Origin of the sequence: Clostridium formicaceticum (assembly GCF_001854185.1) — a bacterium.
Lineage (GTDB): Bacteria > Bacillota > Clostridia > Peptostreptococcales > Natronincolaceae > Andreesenella > Andreesenella formicacetica.
Genome location: NZ_CP017603.1, coordinates 1868847 through 1885525, shown reverse-complemented (window position 1 = coordinate 1885525; position 16679 = coordinate 1868847). Strand labels below are relative to the sequence as shown.

Here is a 16679-nt window from a genome sequence, read left to right as displayed (position 1 = left end):
TTATTACTTTGGAGCTTCTTCTATCGTAATAGGTAACTGCCTTTCTATAAATAACGTCTCAATACGATTCCAAACTTCCTCCACGCCTTGCTTTTTCAAAGAAGATATCGGCAAAATATGATCTTCCTTCTCCATTTGTAGTTTTTGTCGAATAATTTTAAGATGTTTTTGCAGCTGGGACTTAGAAATTTTATCAAGTTTAGTGGCAATTACTATGCTGCCATAACCAAAGTGCTTTAACCAATCATACATCATTTTGTCATCATTGGTAGGCTCATGCCTTATATCTACTAACAAAATTACTTCTTGAAGGTTCTGTCTATTGGCTAAGTAAGTCTCCATGGTTTTGCCCCAAGATGCTTTTTCTGTTTTTGATACTTTTGCATAACCATATCCCGGCAAATCTACTAGGTAAAATTCCTGATTAATCATAAAAAAATTGATGGTTCGTGTTTTTCCTGGTGTAGCACTTATCCTGGCCAATTTTTTTCTCCCTAACATGGTATTAATGGTGGAGGATTTTCCAACATTAGATCTACCTACCAATGCAATTTCCGGTAATAAGCCTTCAGGATACTGACTGGGAGCCACCGCACTGGTAACAAAGTCAGAGGTTTTAATCTTCATTTTTTACGCTCCTTTTTAAAGCATGCTCCAGTACTTCATCCATATGATCTACAAAGACAAATTCCATTTTTTTCTTTACATTTTCTGGAATTTCCTCTAAATCTCTTTTGTTCTCCACAGGTAACAACACTTTCCTGATACCTGCTCTATTGGCAGCTAATACCTTTTCTTTAATACCTCCTACTGGCAGCACCCGACCTCTTAGGGTAATTTCTCCTGTCATAGCAACATCTTTATAGACTGGTGTATTTGTCAGGGCAGAAATTACCGCAGTAGCCATAGTAATACCGGCAGAAGGGCCATCCTTCGGTGTAGCTCCTTCAGGAATATGAATATGAATATCCAAATTATTATGAAATTCTGGATCGATCTTCAATGCTTCTTCCCTTGATCGAATATAACTAATACCTGCTCTAGCAGATTCCTTCATGACATCTCCCAATTGGCCTGTTAATACTAATTTACCATTGCCCTTCATAGGTGTTACTTCAATAGATAATGTATCTCCACCTACCATTGTCCACGCCAAGCCTCTTACCATTCCCACCTCGTCTTTTTGATTAGCCATTTCATAGCGATAAATTGGCTTCCCTAAATATTTTGCTAGATTAGCAGGTGAAATACGAATCATCTTTAATTTCTCTTCTACCACTCTTTTTGCTACTTTTCGACATAAATTGGCTATTTGTCTTTCTAAATTTCTTACTCCAGCTTCTCTCGTATAATAATTAATAATGTCCCTTAAAGCTTTTTCAGACACCTTCAGCATTTCTGATTTCAAACCGTGCTCCTTGATTTGTTTAGGCAATAAATATCTAGAAGCAATATTTAACTTTTCTTCCTCTGTATAACCTGCAATTCTAATGACCTCCATACGATCCAATAATGGTCTTGGTATGGTATCTAAAGTATTTGCAGTTGTTATAAACATCACTTTTGAAAGATTAAAGGGCATCTCCATAAAATGATCTGTAAAATCATGATTTTGCTCTGGATCCAACACCTCTAAAAGAGCGGATGCAGGGTCTCCCCTAAAATCACTGGCTAGCTTATCAATTTCATCTAATAAAAATAGCGGATTCTTTGTTCCTGCTTGACGAATAGAAGAAATAATTCTACCAGGAATAGCACCTACATAGGTTCTTCTATGTCCTCTTATTTCTGCTTCATCCCTTACTCCCCCTAAAGACATTCTGACAAACTTTCTGTTAAGAGATCGAGCAATAGACTTTGCAATAGATGTTTTTCCTACGCCTGGAGGACCTACTAAACATAAAACAGGTCCCTTCATGGATTTTGCCAGTTGACGTATCGCTAAATATTCTAAAATTCTTTCCTTTACTTTTGTCAAACCATAGTGGTCTTCATCTAAAATTTCAGCTGACTTCTTGAGTTCCAACTTATCTTTGGTTTCCTTTGTCCAAGGAAGATTTAAAGCCCAGTCTATGTAATTGCGAATTACTCCTGTCTCTGCTGAAGCAGGTGATAATTTTAACAGTCGATCAATTTCTCTATCAATTTTTTCATGAATATCTTTAGGAAACTTTAATTTATTAAGTTTCTCCTTATATTCAGCTACTTCCTCTACAATCCCCTCATCTTCTCCCAGCTCTTTTTGTATTGCCTTTAGCTGCTCTCGCAGGTAGTATTCTTTTTGTACCTTATTAATTTGTTTTTTCACACGATTATTGATCTTTTTCTCTATCTCTAAGATTTCAATTTCTTCTAGCAAAATCTTATAAAGAGTCTCTAGTCTTTCAAGAGGGTCAAATGCTTCTAGGATTTCTTGTTTTTGTGCTGGCTTAATAAAAATATTTGAGGCAATGGTATCCGCCAGTCTTCCAGGCATTTCTATTTCTGCTATGGTAATAAGAATTTCTGAAGAAATTTTATTGCTCACTTCTACATACTCCTCAAAGGAGTCTACCACACTACGCATCAACGCTTCTGTCTCACTATCTACTTTCATTTCACTTTTATAGGTTTTCTCTTCTATTTCTACTTGAAAATACGGTGTTTCTTGTAGTACATCAACAATCTTTCCTCTAGAAATTCCCTCCACCAGTACTCTTATGGTATCCCCAGGTAATTTTAACATTTGCTTGATTTTTGCAATCGTACCGACTTCATAGAGGTCCTCAAGAGTAGGGGCATTAACTTCAGCTTCCTTCTGAGCAACTAGAAAAACTAATTGGTCATTTACCATGGCTTCCTCTAATGCATTAATAGATCGCTCTCTACCTACATCGAAGTGTATCACCATATATGGGAAGACGTTTAATCCCCTCAAAGGAATCAAAGGAATTGTACGCGTTGAAATAGAGGTTTCTTTTTCTACCATATTATCTACTCCTTTTATTATAATGGCACAGTTGATTATTATTATATATCTTCATGCTACTTTTTTCAATATTTTACCCTAATTTCCACTATTATATCAAACATAGCGTGAAAAAAGTAGTCTAAGACTACTTTTTATCTTTGTTGCCTAATGCAGCGGCAAAATCTATTGTCTCAGCAGGTGAAGATGTTTTCTCTCTAAAATCTTTTACTTTCATAGCAAAGGCAATTACTTCTTCGATATGCTCTACAGGAATCACTTCTATACTTAATTCCTTAAATCGTTCTTGATAATTATCCTTTGGAATAAGTACCCGCGTACATCCTGCTTCTTTAGCTGCTTCTATTTTTGTTGTAATTCCACCTACTGCCTTAACTGCTCCTCTTATAGATATTTCTCCTGTCATAGCTAAATAATTATCTACCGGCTGATTGCTGATGGCAGAATAGATAGCAGTTACCATGGTAATCCCTGCAGAGGGACCATCTATAGGAATCCCTCCTGGAAAGTTTACATGAATGTCATAATCTTTAGGGTCTACTTTGAAAAATTTCTTAATTACTGTCAATACATTATCTACAGAATCTGAAGCAGTACTCCTTCTGTGTAAACTTCGTCCTGGGGCATTTGTTTCTTCTCTATCAATGATACCCGTAACAATGAGTCGGCCCTGACCTTTTGTCGGTAGTTTGATGGCAGACACCTCGATTTCTATCACCATACCTATATTAGGTCCATACACAGCTAATCCATTCACAAATCCTACTACAGGCTCTTTTCCTATTTTTTTAGATGGCCTTGGACTATAATGACCACTTTCTACTACCCACTGAATATCTTGAAGGGTTATTTTTTTTCTTCCCTCTGTGAGGGCCAAACCTCCTGTGATTTGAATAATATTAACAGCCTCTCTACCATTGTTGGCATATTTTTTTATTTCTTCGATGGCTCTTTCTTCTATTTCAAATTTACTTTTTTTACAGGCATTTTTTACGATGATTCCTATTTGTTCTGGCGTTAAGGGACAGAAATAGATTTCTACACACCTAGATCTTAGGGCTGGCGGTAAATCTCCGGGAGCCTTTGTTGTAGCTCCTACTAATCTAAAGTCTGCTGGTAGCCCATTTTGAAAAATTTCGTGAATATGCTTGGGAACATTTTCATCCTCAGCATGGTAATATGCACTTTCTAAATGAACTTTTCTATCCTCTAAAACCTTTAAAAGTTTATTCATTTGTACTGGGTGTAACTCTCCAATTTCATCTAAAAACAAAATCCCTCCATGGGCTTTCGTAACAGCACCAGGTTTTGGCTGTGGGATACCAGCCTGACCTAATGGTCCTGCACCTTGATATATGGGGTCATGAACTGAGCCCATTAAGGGATCTGCAATTCCTCTATCATCGAAACGCAAGGTAGTGGCGTCCATTTCCACAAACTTAGATTTTTCGTTAAAGGGTGACAGTTCGGTCTTTTTAGCTTCTTCTAAAATCACTCTAGCAGCTGCTGTCTTTCCTACTCCTGGAGGACCGTAAATAATAACATGTTGGGGATTAGGACTGCATAAAGCTGCCTTTAGTGCTTTTAATCCATCTTCTTGACCAATAATATCATGAAAACAAGAAGGTCTTGTATGTTCTGCTAGGGGTACTGTTAATGCACTTTCTCTCAACTCCCTAAGTTTTTCCATTTCTTTTTTTGATTCCTTTTCTATGGCAGACTTATTACCTTGCTGATTTTTTAAAAGTCCTAAAAAGTAAAGTCCAATCACAATGGCAAAAAAGAACTGCACTAAAAAAAAGATGTTAGACAAAAGATGACCTCCTTTCATTATCTTATAGCTTTAGTATGTACATAGGAATCGTAATTATCCTTTAGGAAAAACTGTTATTATAAGCAACAATAGGTAATTTATTTCAATGAATTTTCTAATTTATGTTATACTAAAAGAAGTATCCTTTTATATTTTATTCAATTATACTCTTTTTAAATTTTTACATGGAGGTGCACACTAGTATGAAAGATTATTTGCAGTTATTTTCTATCTTTTTTCGCATTGGTGCCTTTACCTTTGGCGGTGGCTATGCTATGCTCCCCATTATGGAAAAAGAAATTGTAGAAAAACACAATCTTATTAGAGAAGATGAGTTTTTGGATATTATCGCAGTTGCTCAAAGTTTACCAGGACCCATTGCTGTAAATACTGCAGTTTTTGTGGGTTACAAAGTAAAAGGTTTTTTAGGAGCAATATTTACATTGATTGGCACAGTACTACCTTCCTTAACAGTCATCATCGTATTAGCTATTTTTTATGATAAGATTAAACACATCAATACTATACAATTGTTTTTTCAAGGTGTCCGTCCAGCTATTGTAGCTTTAATCCTTATGGCAGCACTAAAATTATCTAAGTCTGTTTCTAAAACGAACTTTAATATCATAATAATGGTATTTTCTTTTATGGGTATTGTTCTGTTGAAAATCCATCCTATTTTCGTTATTATTTCTTGTGCTGCTGCAGGGCTATTACATAAAAAAAAGGAGGGAAAGCGTGGAACTCATTAGATTATTTATCACTTTTTTAAAAATCGGTGCTTTTAGTTTCGGTGGTGGCTATGCCATGCTTCCTTTGATTGAAAAGGAGGTAGTCAATATCCATGGATGGCTTACATCAACAGAATTTGTAGATATCATTGCTATTTCTGAAATGTCCCCTGGGCCTATATCTATTAATACTGCTACCTTTATAGGCTTTAGACTATTTGACGTTAAGGGAGCTGTACTTGCTACACTAGGGGTTGTTTTAGTATCTTTTTTTCTTGTCACTATATTGGCTCGTCTAATCATTCAGTACAAAGGTTCTCCTTTTGTTGAAGGAATTTTTGGCGGAATACGTCCTGCCGTTATCGGCTTAATTGCCGCCGCCTGCGTAGCTCTTTTTCAAACTTCTATTATTGATTTTCGAAGCTTTGTGATTTCTTTGATTGTCTTTATGATTTTATACAAATCTAAACTACATCCCATAGGCGTTATTCTATTATCAGGTGTACTAGGAATTGTTTTTTATTCTCTGTAAAAAAAAACTAAGTCATCATGATGACTTAGTTTTTTATCTTAGGATGCTGATTCCTTTGGTTTCTTTTTTCCCTTTGTTGCATTAGGACTTTTTAACATAATCGTTGGGTCTTCACCCTTCGTTACTGTATCCTTTGTGATAACAATTTTATCAATATCATCTCTGGAAGGGATATCATACATAATATCCATCATAAGACCTTCCATAATACCTCGAAGTCCTCTAGCACCAGTTTTTCTTTCAATAGCTCTCTTAGCAATAAGTTCTAAAGCATCTGTTTCAAAATCTAGATTAACATCTTCGATTTCAAATAATCGCTTATACTGTTTTACTAAGGCGTTTTTAGGCTCTGTTAAAATTTGAATTAAAGCAGCTTCATCCAATTGGTCTAAGGTAACTACTACTGGTAATCTACCTACGAATTCGGGAATCAGACCATACTTTAATAAGTCCTCAGGTTGAATCTGTTGTAGTAAAGCACCTATATCAATTTTCTGTTTACTCGCAATCTCTGCACCAAACCCCATAGAGTTTTTTCCAGTACGTTTTTGGATAATTTTATCTATACCGTCAAATGCTCCACCACAAATAAATAAAATATTCGTTGTATCTATTTGTATAAATTCTTGATGAGGATGTTTTCTTCCCCCTTGAGGTGGTACGCTTGCTACTGTTCCCTCTAATATCTTCAATAAAGCCTGTTGTACACCTTCTCCGCTTACATCACGGGTGATAGAAGGATTTTCTGATTTTTTGGCTATCTTATCTACTTCATCAATATAGATGATACCCTTTTCTGCTTTTTCTATATCATAATCAGCTGATTGGATCAGTTTTAATAAAATATTTTCTACATCTTCTCCTACATATCCAGCTTCTGTTAAAGAAGTAGCATCTGCAATAGCAAAAGGAACATTTAAAAGCTTTGCTAAGGTTTGAGCTAATAATGTCTTTCCGGAACCTGTAGGTCCTAACATAACAATGTTACTTTTTTGCAGCTCAACATCTTCGCTTTTAACATCCATATTGACTCTTTTGTAATGATTATATACAGCTACCGCTAAAGCCTTTTTAGCTTTTTCCTGGCCTATGACGTATTGATCTAATATAGCCTTAATCTCTTGTGGCTTAGGTAAATCCACTAAGTCAACGTCAAGATTTTCGTCAAATTCTTCTTGTATAATTTCCTGGCATAACTCTATACATTCATCACAAATATATACATTAGGACCAGCAATCAGCCTCCTTACTTGATCCTGAGACTTACCACAAAAGGAGCATTTTAATTGCTTTTTATCCTCAAATCTAGACATCTTTACACCTCGCTTAATCCGCAATTATTTTCTTGCGGTAATCACTTCATCAATAATACCATACTCCTTCGCCTCAGAGGCAGACATAAAGAAGTCTCTATCGGTATCTTTTTTAATACGATCTAATGGCTGTCCTGTTCTTTCCGCTAATATATCATTTATAGTATCTCTTGTCTTCAGAATTCTTTCCGCATGAATACGAATGTCCTCTGCCTGACCGCGGGTTCCTCCTAGGGGTTGATGAATCATAATTTCTGCATTGGGTAGTGCATATCTTTTGCCTTGTTTTCCAGCTGTTAGTAGAAAAGCTCCCATACTGGCAGCCATACCAATACAGATGGTAGAAACATCTGGTTTAATATAGTTCATCGTATCATATATAGCCATTCCTGCTGTAATAGACCCTCCTGGGCTATTGATATATAATTGAATATCTTTATCTGGATCTTCAGCTTCCAAAAAGATTAATTGTGCTACAATCAATCCTGCTGTTACATCATTTACTTCATCATTTAATAGAATAATTCTATCTTTTAAAAGTCTTGAATAAATATCATAAGACCTTTCTCCTCGATTTGTTTGCTCAACAACAACTGGTACTAATGCCATAAGCTATCTCCTCCCAAAATTTATCTTTATGCTACTTTAGCATTCTCTACTAAGAAGTCGATAGTTTTTCTTACTACGATATTATCTTTGATACTTGCTATGTCTTCTTCTCTTAATCTTTCTTTTACTTTATCAACTTCTTGTTTGTATTGTTCTGCCATCTTTTCAATTTCTTGATTTACCTCGTCTTCTGTAGCCTCAATACCTTCAAGTTGACTGATTTTGTCCAGTACTACTTGTGTCTTTACTCTTTTCTCTGCATCTGCCTTCATTTGATTCTTTAAGTCTTCTTCTGTTGTACCTGTAATATTGTAGTAGTATTCAAGGTCTAATCCTTGATAACTTAAAGAATATTCAAAATCTCTTAGCATAGAAGCAACTTGTCTTACTACAACTGCACCTGGTAGATTAATTTCTACTTTCTCAACAACAGCTTCTACTACACTATTTCTCAATTCCTGCTCTGTTCTATTTTTTGCTTGTTCTTCTAGTTTTTTCTTCGTATCCGCTTTTAATTCCTCTAATGTATCAAATTCAGATACATCTTTAGCAAACTCATCATCTACTTTAGGAAGTTCTTTTTCTTTAATTTCATGGATTTTCACTTCAAATACCGCGTCTTTTCCTGCCAACTCTTTACTGTGATATTCCTCTGGAAAAGTAACCTTCACTTCTACCTCATCACCTATATTTGCACCTATAAGTTGTTCTTCAAAACCTTGAATAAATTGTCCAGAACCAATTGTCAGGTTTTGTTTTTCTGCAGTTCCTCCTTCAAAAGCCACGCCATCCATCATGCCTTTATAATCAATGATTACCATGTCACCTTCCTTAACAGGACGATTTTCTACTGTAACCATTCTAGCATTTTTTTCAACCAAAGCATCTATTTCTTTCTCAAGATCCTCTTCCTGTACATTATACTCTTTTTTCTCTACTTCTATACCTTTATAATTTTCTACGACTACCTCTGGCATCACTTCAACACTTACTGTAAGTACTACGTCCTTACCTTTTTCAATTTCTTCAATGTCATCTATTGAGGGACGATCTACTGGATGAATTTTATGCTCTTCTATAGCTTCATCATAGGCTTCAGGAAAAGTAATATTGATAGCTTCCTCATAGAAAACTTCAGCTCCATAATTTAGCTCAATAATTCTTCTTGGAGCTTTTCCCTTTCTAAAACCTGGAATATTAAATCTTGATCTCATCTTATTATAGGCTTTGTTAATTCCTTCTTCAAACTTCTCAGCACCTACCGCAACCTTCAGCGTTACCTTATTATCTTCTCTTTTGATTATTTCTGAACTCATTGATGGTCCTCCTCTGTATTTAATTTTAGGATATATTATCATTTATACCATTATGTTATTATGTTATTCAGTTTTAAGAACAAATATTAAGTAAATTGGTTGAAATCAAAAGTTATTATGTTAAAAAAAACATCCATAATCATTCATTGGATGTTTAAAACATACTAATTTACTTACCATTTTAATACTATCTAATTTAATTATTATTGTCAACATAATTAACCTTTTTTTATTCTACATTTTTAATTATTTTTTCATTTATTTCGAAGTTTTCTTTTATTTTAAAAAAGAATTTTTTACTCTACTAAAAAACTTAGCTGCTCTCTCTTTCAACAAAGCTATAATTTAGCACGACTTTCTTGTTATCTAATATCTCGTCATGCAATATTTTGGTTAGCACCCTCATCCCTATAGCCCCCATCTCATACATAGGCTGTGCTATCGTAGATAAAGAAGGGTATACCTTTCCTGCCATATCAATATTATCAAAACCTACAATTGCTAATTCATCTGGAATCACGATATCCTCTTCAAGAGCTGCACGCATAGCCCCGATGGCCATTTCATCACTGGCTACAAAAATAGCTGTAGGCCTATTTTTGAGCTTTAATAGCTTTTTTGCTCCTTCGTAGCCACTTTTGAAACGATATCCACCCTCAACCACAAAAGCCTCATCATATTCTAAGCCAGCTTGTTGTAATCCCTCTATATATCCTTTTTTTCTAGCCATACCGTTTCCAGAATCATAAGCCTTACCAGTAATCATGGCAATTTTTTCATGACCCCTTTTCACCAAATATTTTACTACATCTTTACTGGCCTGTATATTATCAATGGTAACAGAAGGAATGTCCTCGTAGTCAGTACCAATTAATACAATAGGGATATCGCAGGTTTTGAATCTCTTTCCCAACTCTTCTGCAATAATATTCCCCATAAAAATAATACCGTCTACCTGCTTCTCCTCTAAAACATCAAAGTACTGTATTTCCTTTTCCTGATCTAAGTCTGTATTGCATAAAAAAATGTTATATTCGTACATATTAGCAACATCTTCTACCCCTCTAACCACTTCTGGAAAGAACTGGTTAGATATGTCTGGAATCATAATGCCAATAGTTTTAGTATTTTTCACTTTAAGACTCCTAGCAATAGCATTTGGTTTATAGCCCAATTCTTCTATTGCATTCATGACTTTATCCCGGGTTTTAGGTCGTACTGCTTTACTATTGTTTACCACCCTTGATACAGTCGAAATAGATACACCTGCCTTTTTTGCTACGTCCTTTATATTAAATTTCATTAGCTTCTCACTCCTTATGCTTACATCATTTTATCTTTTGACAAATTACTATCGATTTATATATTATTATTGTTTATTTCTCTAAAAATTACTTAAATTCCTCTTAATAAAAATATCTTTTTTTATAAATTTTAGAAAAAGTTTATTTTTTTCTAGAATTTATAAGCATATAGCTTATGAAGATATTATAACATGTTTTGTCAAAGGAAAACACTACTTATCTGACGCTAAAAACAAGTAAAATGCATATATGCTAGCAATTTCATAAGAACAAAAATAAAATGAGCCTTCATTCAGGGGAATTATACCCTCACTGAATTGTAACTGAATTTATTACTAGTAATGTTTTAATTACAAATGTTTTAACTACAGTAGATGTCTGAAAACTCAATGCTAATTCTTTCCAATTGACTGGGCCCTAATCCATCCTCTTTATTAAATATAACTTGCTCTCTATCACTTACTACCTTCGCAGGAAGTTCTATAATAAATGTAGTTCCTTCTCCATATTTACTTTCTAGCGTAATTGTCCCTTCATGCATCTCCACCAAAGATTTTGTCAAAGTTAGGCCTAGACCACTGCCCTCATGCTGCCTTGTAAGAAGATCTTCCACCTGCCGAAATCTTTCAAAGATAACCTTCTGTTTTTCTTCTTGTATTCCTATCCCGGTATCTTTAACAAAAACTAAAATTGTTCCTCCTTGATCCTTCAAGTTTACTTCTATTTTCCCACCAGGCTTTGTGCATTTAACAGCATTGGATAAAAGGTTTAAAATAATTCTTTCAATTTTATCAGGATCGCAAAAGATAAATTTTTCTTCTATCTCCGTATCAAATATCAAGTCTATTTGATGGCTTTCTATATACTCTGATACCGACATAGTAATATCCTCTACTACTGCAACAATATTATAATTATTTCGTCTTAATTCTAGAAAACCCGAGTCAATTTTCGTCATATCTATTAAATTATTTGCTAGTCTTAATAATCTATAACAATTTTGTTTCATTACCTTTAGATGTTTGTTACTCTTAATTTGTTCTTGATTGTATTTGTTTTCCAGCTCCCAAAGCTGTAAACTGCCTAGAATAACATTTAAAGGCGTTCTCAGTTCGTGAGAAACATTCGCCAAAAACTCACTCTTCAGATTATCATATTCTAATTTTTCACGCAAATCTTCATTTAGCCTTTTTTCATTCTGTATATTTTCTACCATTGTGTTGAAAACCTGAGCCAAATCTATGATTTCATTAGGTCCTTCTATTTCTATATAATTCAACGTTTGAGACGTGCTCATTTCATGAATACTATTTCTAATCTTCTCCAATGGTCTCATAGTAAATTTATTCAACCAGGTAGATAATAGTATAGTAGCAATGATAGATATAACAAATACTTTAAAAGCATTTTTATAAACTAAAGACAGTGTAGCTAAATAAAAGTCCCAAGATTGGATTAAAATCAAATCTCCTATAGGTTTATCGAATATATCTTTAAGTACTGTTTTTGCCATCACTTCGTTATTCTCTATGACCTTGCTTTCTCCTAAACCAAAACCTTTGATATATTTTTCAACTTTTTTTCTCATCTCCTCTTCTGCTTTTGCATGGTTATAAGGAGTAATAATCTTGTCATTAAAAGAAACAAAGGTTTTGTACCCATACTCTTTTTCAATATATCTTAATAACTGGGGTGTAACCTTTCTTCCCATAATCAACATATCCTTCGCTTTTACATCACTATCTGTTGGTTTAATGGGAGCCGCTGCTACAATATATATCCCTTCTCTATGCTTAAGCAAACCATAAGTATTATTTTTATCTGTACTCAATAAAGAAGTGGTAAAGTTCTCCACTTTATCTGTTTGCCCTAAAGGGTCATCATTTCCTAAAAACAAATCATATTGATAAAAGACTTGTCCATCCCTATCTAATACTATAACAAAATCCACTTGAAATTTTTGATATAAGTTATACCCATAATTTTGTTGAAACCAACGCTTATCACCTTCTATTATTTTTTCATAGGCAGTTTCACAAGATGCAAAAGGTTTTATCACTGTAGCTAAGACTTCTCCCTTAAACGCAAAAATCTTTTCTGCATGACTTAATGCTTCCTTCACTTCATTTTCTCTCATATGCAAAAAAGTCCTAGAAATAGAAATAGTATTAAAAATTAAATAAATCAACAATGGTATGAATGCCACTAACATTAAAACAGCTTTACCTCTAAAACCCATTGTATTATAGCGCTTTTTAAACAGATCATGAGCCACCTATCTCTCCACCCCATATCCTTATTATACTTGTCTTCTCTTATACTTTGTTTACTATATCTTATTTCTTCTGTCGAAGTAAGGTAAGCAATGTCGACAGTATCCATGCTTTGGCAATTTTTTTTGAAACGGGGTTCCTATATATTTTTTTTTGCTCCTTTCTAGTTTTTTCCACAAAAAAACTGCCTATTTCCTAGGCAATTTTTTTAAAGTTTATGCTTCTCTTATTCTCACCAATAGTTCTCCAGCTTTTACCTGCTGCAATTCTTCTACAAAAACGGTATCTACAATACCTGCTACAGGAGCAACAATATTGGTCTCCATCTTCATAGCTTCTACTAAGATAATGCTTTGATTCTCCTTAACCTCTTCTCCAGCTTTTACTAGTACCTTCAGAACTGTTCCAGGAATACTAGCACCCACCTCAAACTTATTATTAGGATCTGCCATCTGAATAAGTTGCTGTTTATTGGTAATACCGCTGGCTTTGTCAAATACTTTTATTTCTCTACGATTGCCATTTACTTCAAAGACTACAGAACGGTGTCCTGTATTATCCAGTTTCCCGATATCTTGAAGCTTCACAATTAATACCTTTCCTTCTGCAATTTCTATTTCACTGGTTTCTCCCTCTGCTAAACCATGGAAAAATATGTCGCTACCCATCCTACTTAAGTCTCCATATTCAGAAATATAGTTTAGATAGTCTTCATATACCTTAGGATATAGGGCATAACTCAATAGATTTTTCATATTAGGCTTCATATTATAGTTTTCCTTCAGATGGGCTTCAATTGCATCAAAGTCCTCTGGTGGTAATAGCTCTCCGGGTCTACAGGTAATAGCTTCCTCTCCCTTTAGTACTAAATTCTGTAGTTTTTCAGGAAAACCTCCTGCTGGCTGTCCCATCATTCCCTTAAAGTAGGCTACAGCAGAATCAGGGAAAGGCATATCTTTTGCCTTTTCATAGATGTTTTTAGGCGTTAAATCGTTTTGTACCATAAATATCGCTAAATCCCCCACCATTTTTGAAGAAGGTGTTACCTTTACAATATCTCCTACCATTTCATTAACGGTTTTATACATTTCCTTTACTTCGTCAAATCGGTGACCTAAGCCAAAGCTCTCTACCTGTGGTTTTAAGTTGGAATACTGACCGCCAGGGATTTCATATTTATAAATTTCAGCTGTCCCGGATTTTAAATCAGACTCAAATTGGCTATAAACTGGTCGTACCGCACTCCAATAATGAGAAATTTTTTCCAGATCATCTACGTTCATGCCAGTATGTCTGTCAGTATTTTCTAGTGCTGCCACTACAGAGTTTAATGGTGGCTGGCTGGTAAGTCCTGACATACTATTAATAGCAGTATCTATAATATCTACACCTGCTTCTGCTGCCATCAATACAGTAGCAATACCATTACCACTGGTATCATGGGTATGAAGATGAATAGGAATAGAAATTTCATCTTTTAGTGCCTTAATCAATTTTCGAGCTGCATAAGGCTTTAATAAAGCAGACATATCCTTAATCGCTAAAATATGTGCTCCCATCTTTTCTAACTCTTTTGCCATATTTACATAGTACTGCAGGCTGTATTTGTCTTTACTGGTATCTAATATGTCACCAGTGTAACATACACAAGCCTCTGCCACTTTGCCAGTTTTTAAAACTTCATCAATAGCTACTTCCATTCCCTTTAACCAGTTTAAAGAATCAAAGATTCTAAAAACATCAATACCTGTAGCAGCAGCCTCCTTGATAAATTCTCTAATTACATTATCAGGATAGTTTTTATATCCTACCCCATTGCTTCCTCTTAAAAGCATTTGGAATAATATATTAGGGATTCGTTTACGAAGCTCTTCTAAGCGTATCCAAGGAGATTCATGTAAAAATCTATAGGCTACATCATAGGTAGCTCCCCCCCACATTTCTAAAGAAAATAAATCTTTTGCTAGCACAGAGGTAGCTTTTCCTATTTTCAGCATATCTCTTGTTCTTACTCTTGTTGCCATCAAAGACTGATGTGCATCCCTCATAGTAGTATCTGTCAGCAATAGCTTTTGTTGCTGTTTGATCCATTTTACTAATCCTTCCGGTCCTTGCTCATCTAGAATTTGTTTTGTTCCCCTTAGATCCTGAGGCCTTTCTACCTGCGGAACTACTGGAACATCAAACTCTTTGCTAATACCCTTTGTTTCATTAACCACTTTTTCTCCAATATACCTCAATAGTTTTAATTCTTTATCATTCTTAGGCTTGATATCTAAAAGCTTCGGATTATTGGCAATAAATCCAGTGTCGCATTCTCCCTTTAAAAATGCCTCATGATTTAATACATTGATTAAAAAGTCGGCGTTGGTCTTTACCCCAGATACCTTTAACTCTCTGATGGAGCGGATAGATTTTCTTACAGCATCTTCAAAGGTTCTAGACCATGAGGTAACCTTCACCAATAAGCTATCATAATAAGGACTGATTTCTGCTCCTGTGTACCCATTACCACCATCTAAACGGACGCCAAAACCAGAACCAGTTCTATACACATCAATTCTTCCTGTATCTGGGGCAAATTGATTGGCAGGATCTTCGCAGGTTACCCTACATTGTATAGAATATCCTCTTGGTTTAATCATTTCCTGACTACCGATCCCTACTTCTGGTGAATCTAAAGTATAACCTTGGGCAATCAATATTTGACTTTGTACAATATCAATGCCTGTTACCATTTCTGTAACAGTATGTTCTACCTGAATTCTCGGGTTCATCTCGATAAAATAGTGATTCCCATGAACATCTACGAGAAACTCCACAGTTCCAGCACTTTTATAATTTACTGCTTTTGCAATTTTTAAAGCATCATTGCAAATCGCTTCCCTTTGTTCCAGGGTTAAAGTTAGCGCTGGTGTAAATTCAACTACTTTTTGATGACGTCTTTGAATAGAACAATCTCTTTCAAAAAGATGCACCATATTACCATATTCATCGCCTAACACCTGTACTTCGATATGCTTTGGTTTTTCCAGAAATTTCTCAATAAAGATATCATCATTACCAAAAGCTTTTTTTGCTTCACTTTTTGCGCTATGGAAAGCATCCAACAGCTCTTCTTCCTTGGTAACAATTCTCATCCCTCTACCGCCACCGCCAGCTGCTGCCTTAATCATTACCGGATAGCCACAGTAGGCAGCAAACTCCTTCGCCTCCTCATCAGAAGCAATAGGTTTTTCTACCCCTGGAATCGTTGGTACTTCCGCTTTTTTAGCTACTAGCTTTGATTGAATTTTATCTCCTAATTGTTCAATCATTTCATGAGAGGGACCAATAAAGACAATACCTGCTTCTTTGCACTTTTTAGAAAATTCGGCGTTTTCTGACAAAAATCCATATCCTGGGTGGATAGCGTCTACACCTTTTTTAAGTGCGATACTAATAATTTCTTCAATATTTAAGTAGGCTTCCACCGGCCCTTTATTTTTCCCTATTAAATAAGATTCGTCGGCTTTTGTTCTAAATAAAGCACATTGATCTTCATTAGAATAAATGGCTACTGTCCGAATTCCTAGTTCATGACAAGCGCGGAAAATTCTAATAGCAATTTCGCCACGGTTTGCCACTAATACTCTCTTAAACTTTTCTACACCCATTAGATTCCCATCTCCTTCTACTAATTTTATACTAAATAATTGAATATTTATTAACCCACCTTAATAAATAATAATTAGAACTATTATATAAAATCTTAATATCCTTTGCAAGATTCTTTACAATATTTTTTCAATAAAAAGTGTTTTTGTTGAATCCATTTTCT

General features: G+C 34.9%; 11 protein-coding genes. 2 read left to right on the top strand and 9 right to left on the bottom strand.

Annotated features, from left to right (window positions below; all coding sequences use genetic code 11):
* Positions 1 to 3 precede the first annotated feature (3 nt).
* The 3 genes from yihA to lonB all read right to left on the bottom strand — a co-directional run bounded on the left by yihA (position 4) and on the right by lonB (position 4781).
* Positions 4 to 627: a ribosome biogenesis GTP-binding protein YihA/YsxC gene (gene yihA, locus BJL90_RS08570; protein WP_070966594.1), complete on the bottom strand. Its 624-nt coding sequence runs from the start codon at positions 625 to 627 to the stop codon at positions 4 to 6.
* On the bottom strand, positions 617 to 2968 hold the full coding sequence (gene lon / locus BJL90_RS08565; RefSeq protein WP_070966592.1) for an endopeptidase La: 2352 nt from the start codon (positions 2966 to 2968) through the stop codon (positions 617 to 619). The genes yihA and lon overlap by 11 nt, the downstream gene beginning before the upstream one ends.
* A gap of 127 nt (positions 2969 to 3095) precedes the next feature.
* Positions 3096 to 4781, bottom strand: coding sequence for an ATP-dependent protease LonB (lonB, locus tag BJL90_RS08560; RefSeq protein ID WP_070966589.1), 1686 nt, complete (start codon positions 4779 to 4781; stop codon positions 3096 to 3098).
* A 203-nt stretch (positions 4782 to 4984) separates the two neighbouring features.
* Between lonB and BJL90_RS08555 the strand changes: the two genes are divergently transcribed.
* On the top strand, positions 4985 to 5533 hold the full coding sequence (locus BJL90_RS08555) for a chromate transporter (RefSeq protein ID WP_070966587.1): 549 nt from the start codon (positions 4985 to 4987) through the stop codon (positions 5531 to 5533).
* On the top strand, positions 5520 to 6044 hold the full coding sequence (locus tag BJL90_RS08550; protein WP_070966584.1) for a chromate transporter: 525 nt from the start codon (positions 5520 to 5522) through the stop codon (positions 6042 to 6044). Before BJL90_RS08555 ends, BJL90_RS08550 begins: the two co-directional genes overlap by 14 nt.
* 38 nt (positions 6045 to 6082) lie before the next feature.
* Here BJL90_RS08550 and clpX read toward each other — a convergent pair whose 3' ends face one another.
* The 6 genes from clpX to BJL90_RS08520 form a co-directional block, all read right to left on the bottom strand.
* Positions 6083 to 7357, bottom strand: coding sequence for an ATP-dependent Clp protease ATP-binding subunit ClpX (gene clpX, locus BJL90_RS08545; protein ID WP_070966581.1), 1275 nt, complete (start codon positions 7355 to 7357; stop codon positions 6083 to 6085).
* Between the two features lie 24 nt (positions 7358 to 7381).
* Positions 7382 to 7966 carry an ATP-dependent Clp endopeptidase proteolytic subunit ClpP gene (gene clpP, locus BJL90_RS08540; RefSeq protein WP_070966579.1) on the bottom strand — a complete coding sequence of 195 codons (585 nt, stop codon included), beginning with the start codon at positions 7964 to 7966 and terminating at the stop codon, positions 7382 to 7384.
* Between the two features lie 26 nt (positions 7967 to 7992).
* The gene (gene tig / locus BJL90_RS08535) at positions 7993 to 9282 is read right to left on the bottom strand and encodes a trigger factor (protein ID WP_070966576.1); all 1290 of its coding nucleotides are present in this window, start codon (positions 9280 to 9282) and stop codon (positions 7993 to 7995) included.
* A gap of 313 nt (positions 9283 to 9595) precedes the next feature.
* Positions 9596 to 10585 carry a LacI family DNA-binding transcriptional regulator gene (locus BJL90_RS08530; RefSeq protein ID WP_070966573.1) on the bottom strand — a complete coding sequence of 330 codons (990 nt, stop codon included), beginning with the start codon at positions 10583 to 10585 and terminating at the stop codon, positions 9596 to 9598.
* A 362-nt stretch (positions 10586 to 10947) separates the two neighbouring features.
* Entirely contained in the window at positions 10948 to 12825 is a 1878-nt protein-coding gene (locus tag BJL90_RS08525) for a sensor histidine kinase (RefSeq protein ID WP_169824204.1), read from the bottom strand.
* Positions 12826 to 13074: 249 nt separating this feature from the next.
* Entirely contained in the window at positions 13075 to 16515 is a 3441-nt protein-coding gene (locus BJL90_RS08520; protein ID WP_070966566.1) for a pyruvate carboxylase, read from the bottom strand.
* Positions 16516 to 16679 lie beyond the last annotated feature (164 nt).

Bases quoted from the DNA above. Each gene is read 5' to 3' on its own strand.
- yihA (WP_070966594.1), bottom strand. From the start codon at position 627: ATGAAGATTAAAACCTCTGACTTTGTTACCAGTGCGGTGGCTCCCAGT.
- lon (WP_070966592.1), bottom strand. From the start codon at position 2,968: ATGGTAGAAAAAGAAACCTCTATTTCAACGCGTACAATTCCTTTGATT.
- BJL90_RS08555 (WP_070966587.1), top strand. From the start codon at position 4,985: ATGAAAGATTATTTGCAGTTATTTTCTATCTTTTTTCGCATTGGTGCC.
- clpX (WP_070966581.1), bottom strand. From the start codon at position 7,357: ATGTCTAGATTTGAGGATAAAAAGCAATTAAAATGCTCCTTTTGTGGT.
- clpP (WP_070966579.1), bottom strand. From the start codon at position 7,966: ATGGCATTAGTACCAGTTGTTGTTGAGCAAACAAATCGAGGAGAAAGG.
- tig (WP_070966576.1), bottom strand. From the start codon at position 9,282: ATGAGTTCAGAAATAATCAAAAGAGAAGATAATAAGGTAACGCTGAAG.
- BJL90_RS08530 (WP_070966573.1), bottom strand. From the start codon at position 10,585: ATGAAATTTAATATAAAGGACGTAGCAAAAAAGGCAGGTGTATCTATT.
- BJL90_RS08525 (WP_169824204.1), bottom strand. From the start codon at position 12,825: ATGGGTTTTAGAGGTAAAGCTGTTTTAATGTTAGTGGCATTCATACCA.
- BJL90_RS08520 (WP_070966566.1), bottom strand. From the start codon at position 16,515: ATGGGTGTAGAAAAGTTTAAGAGAGTATTAGTGGCAAACCGTGGCGAA.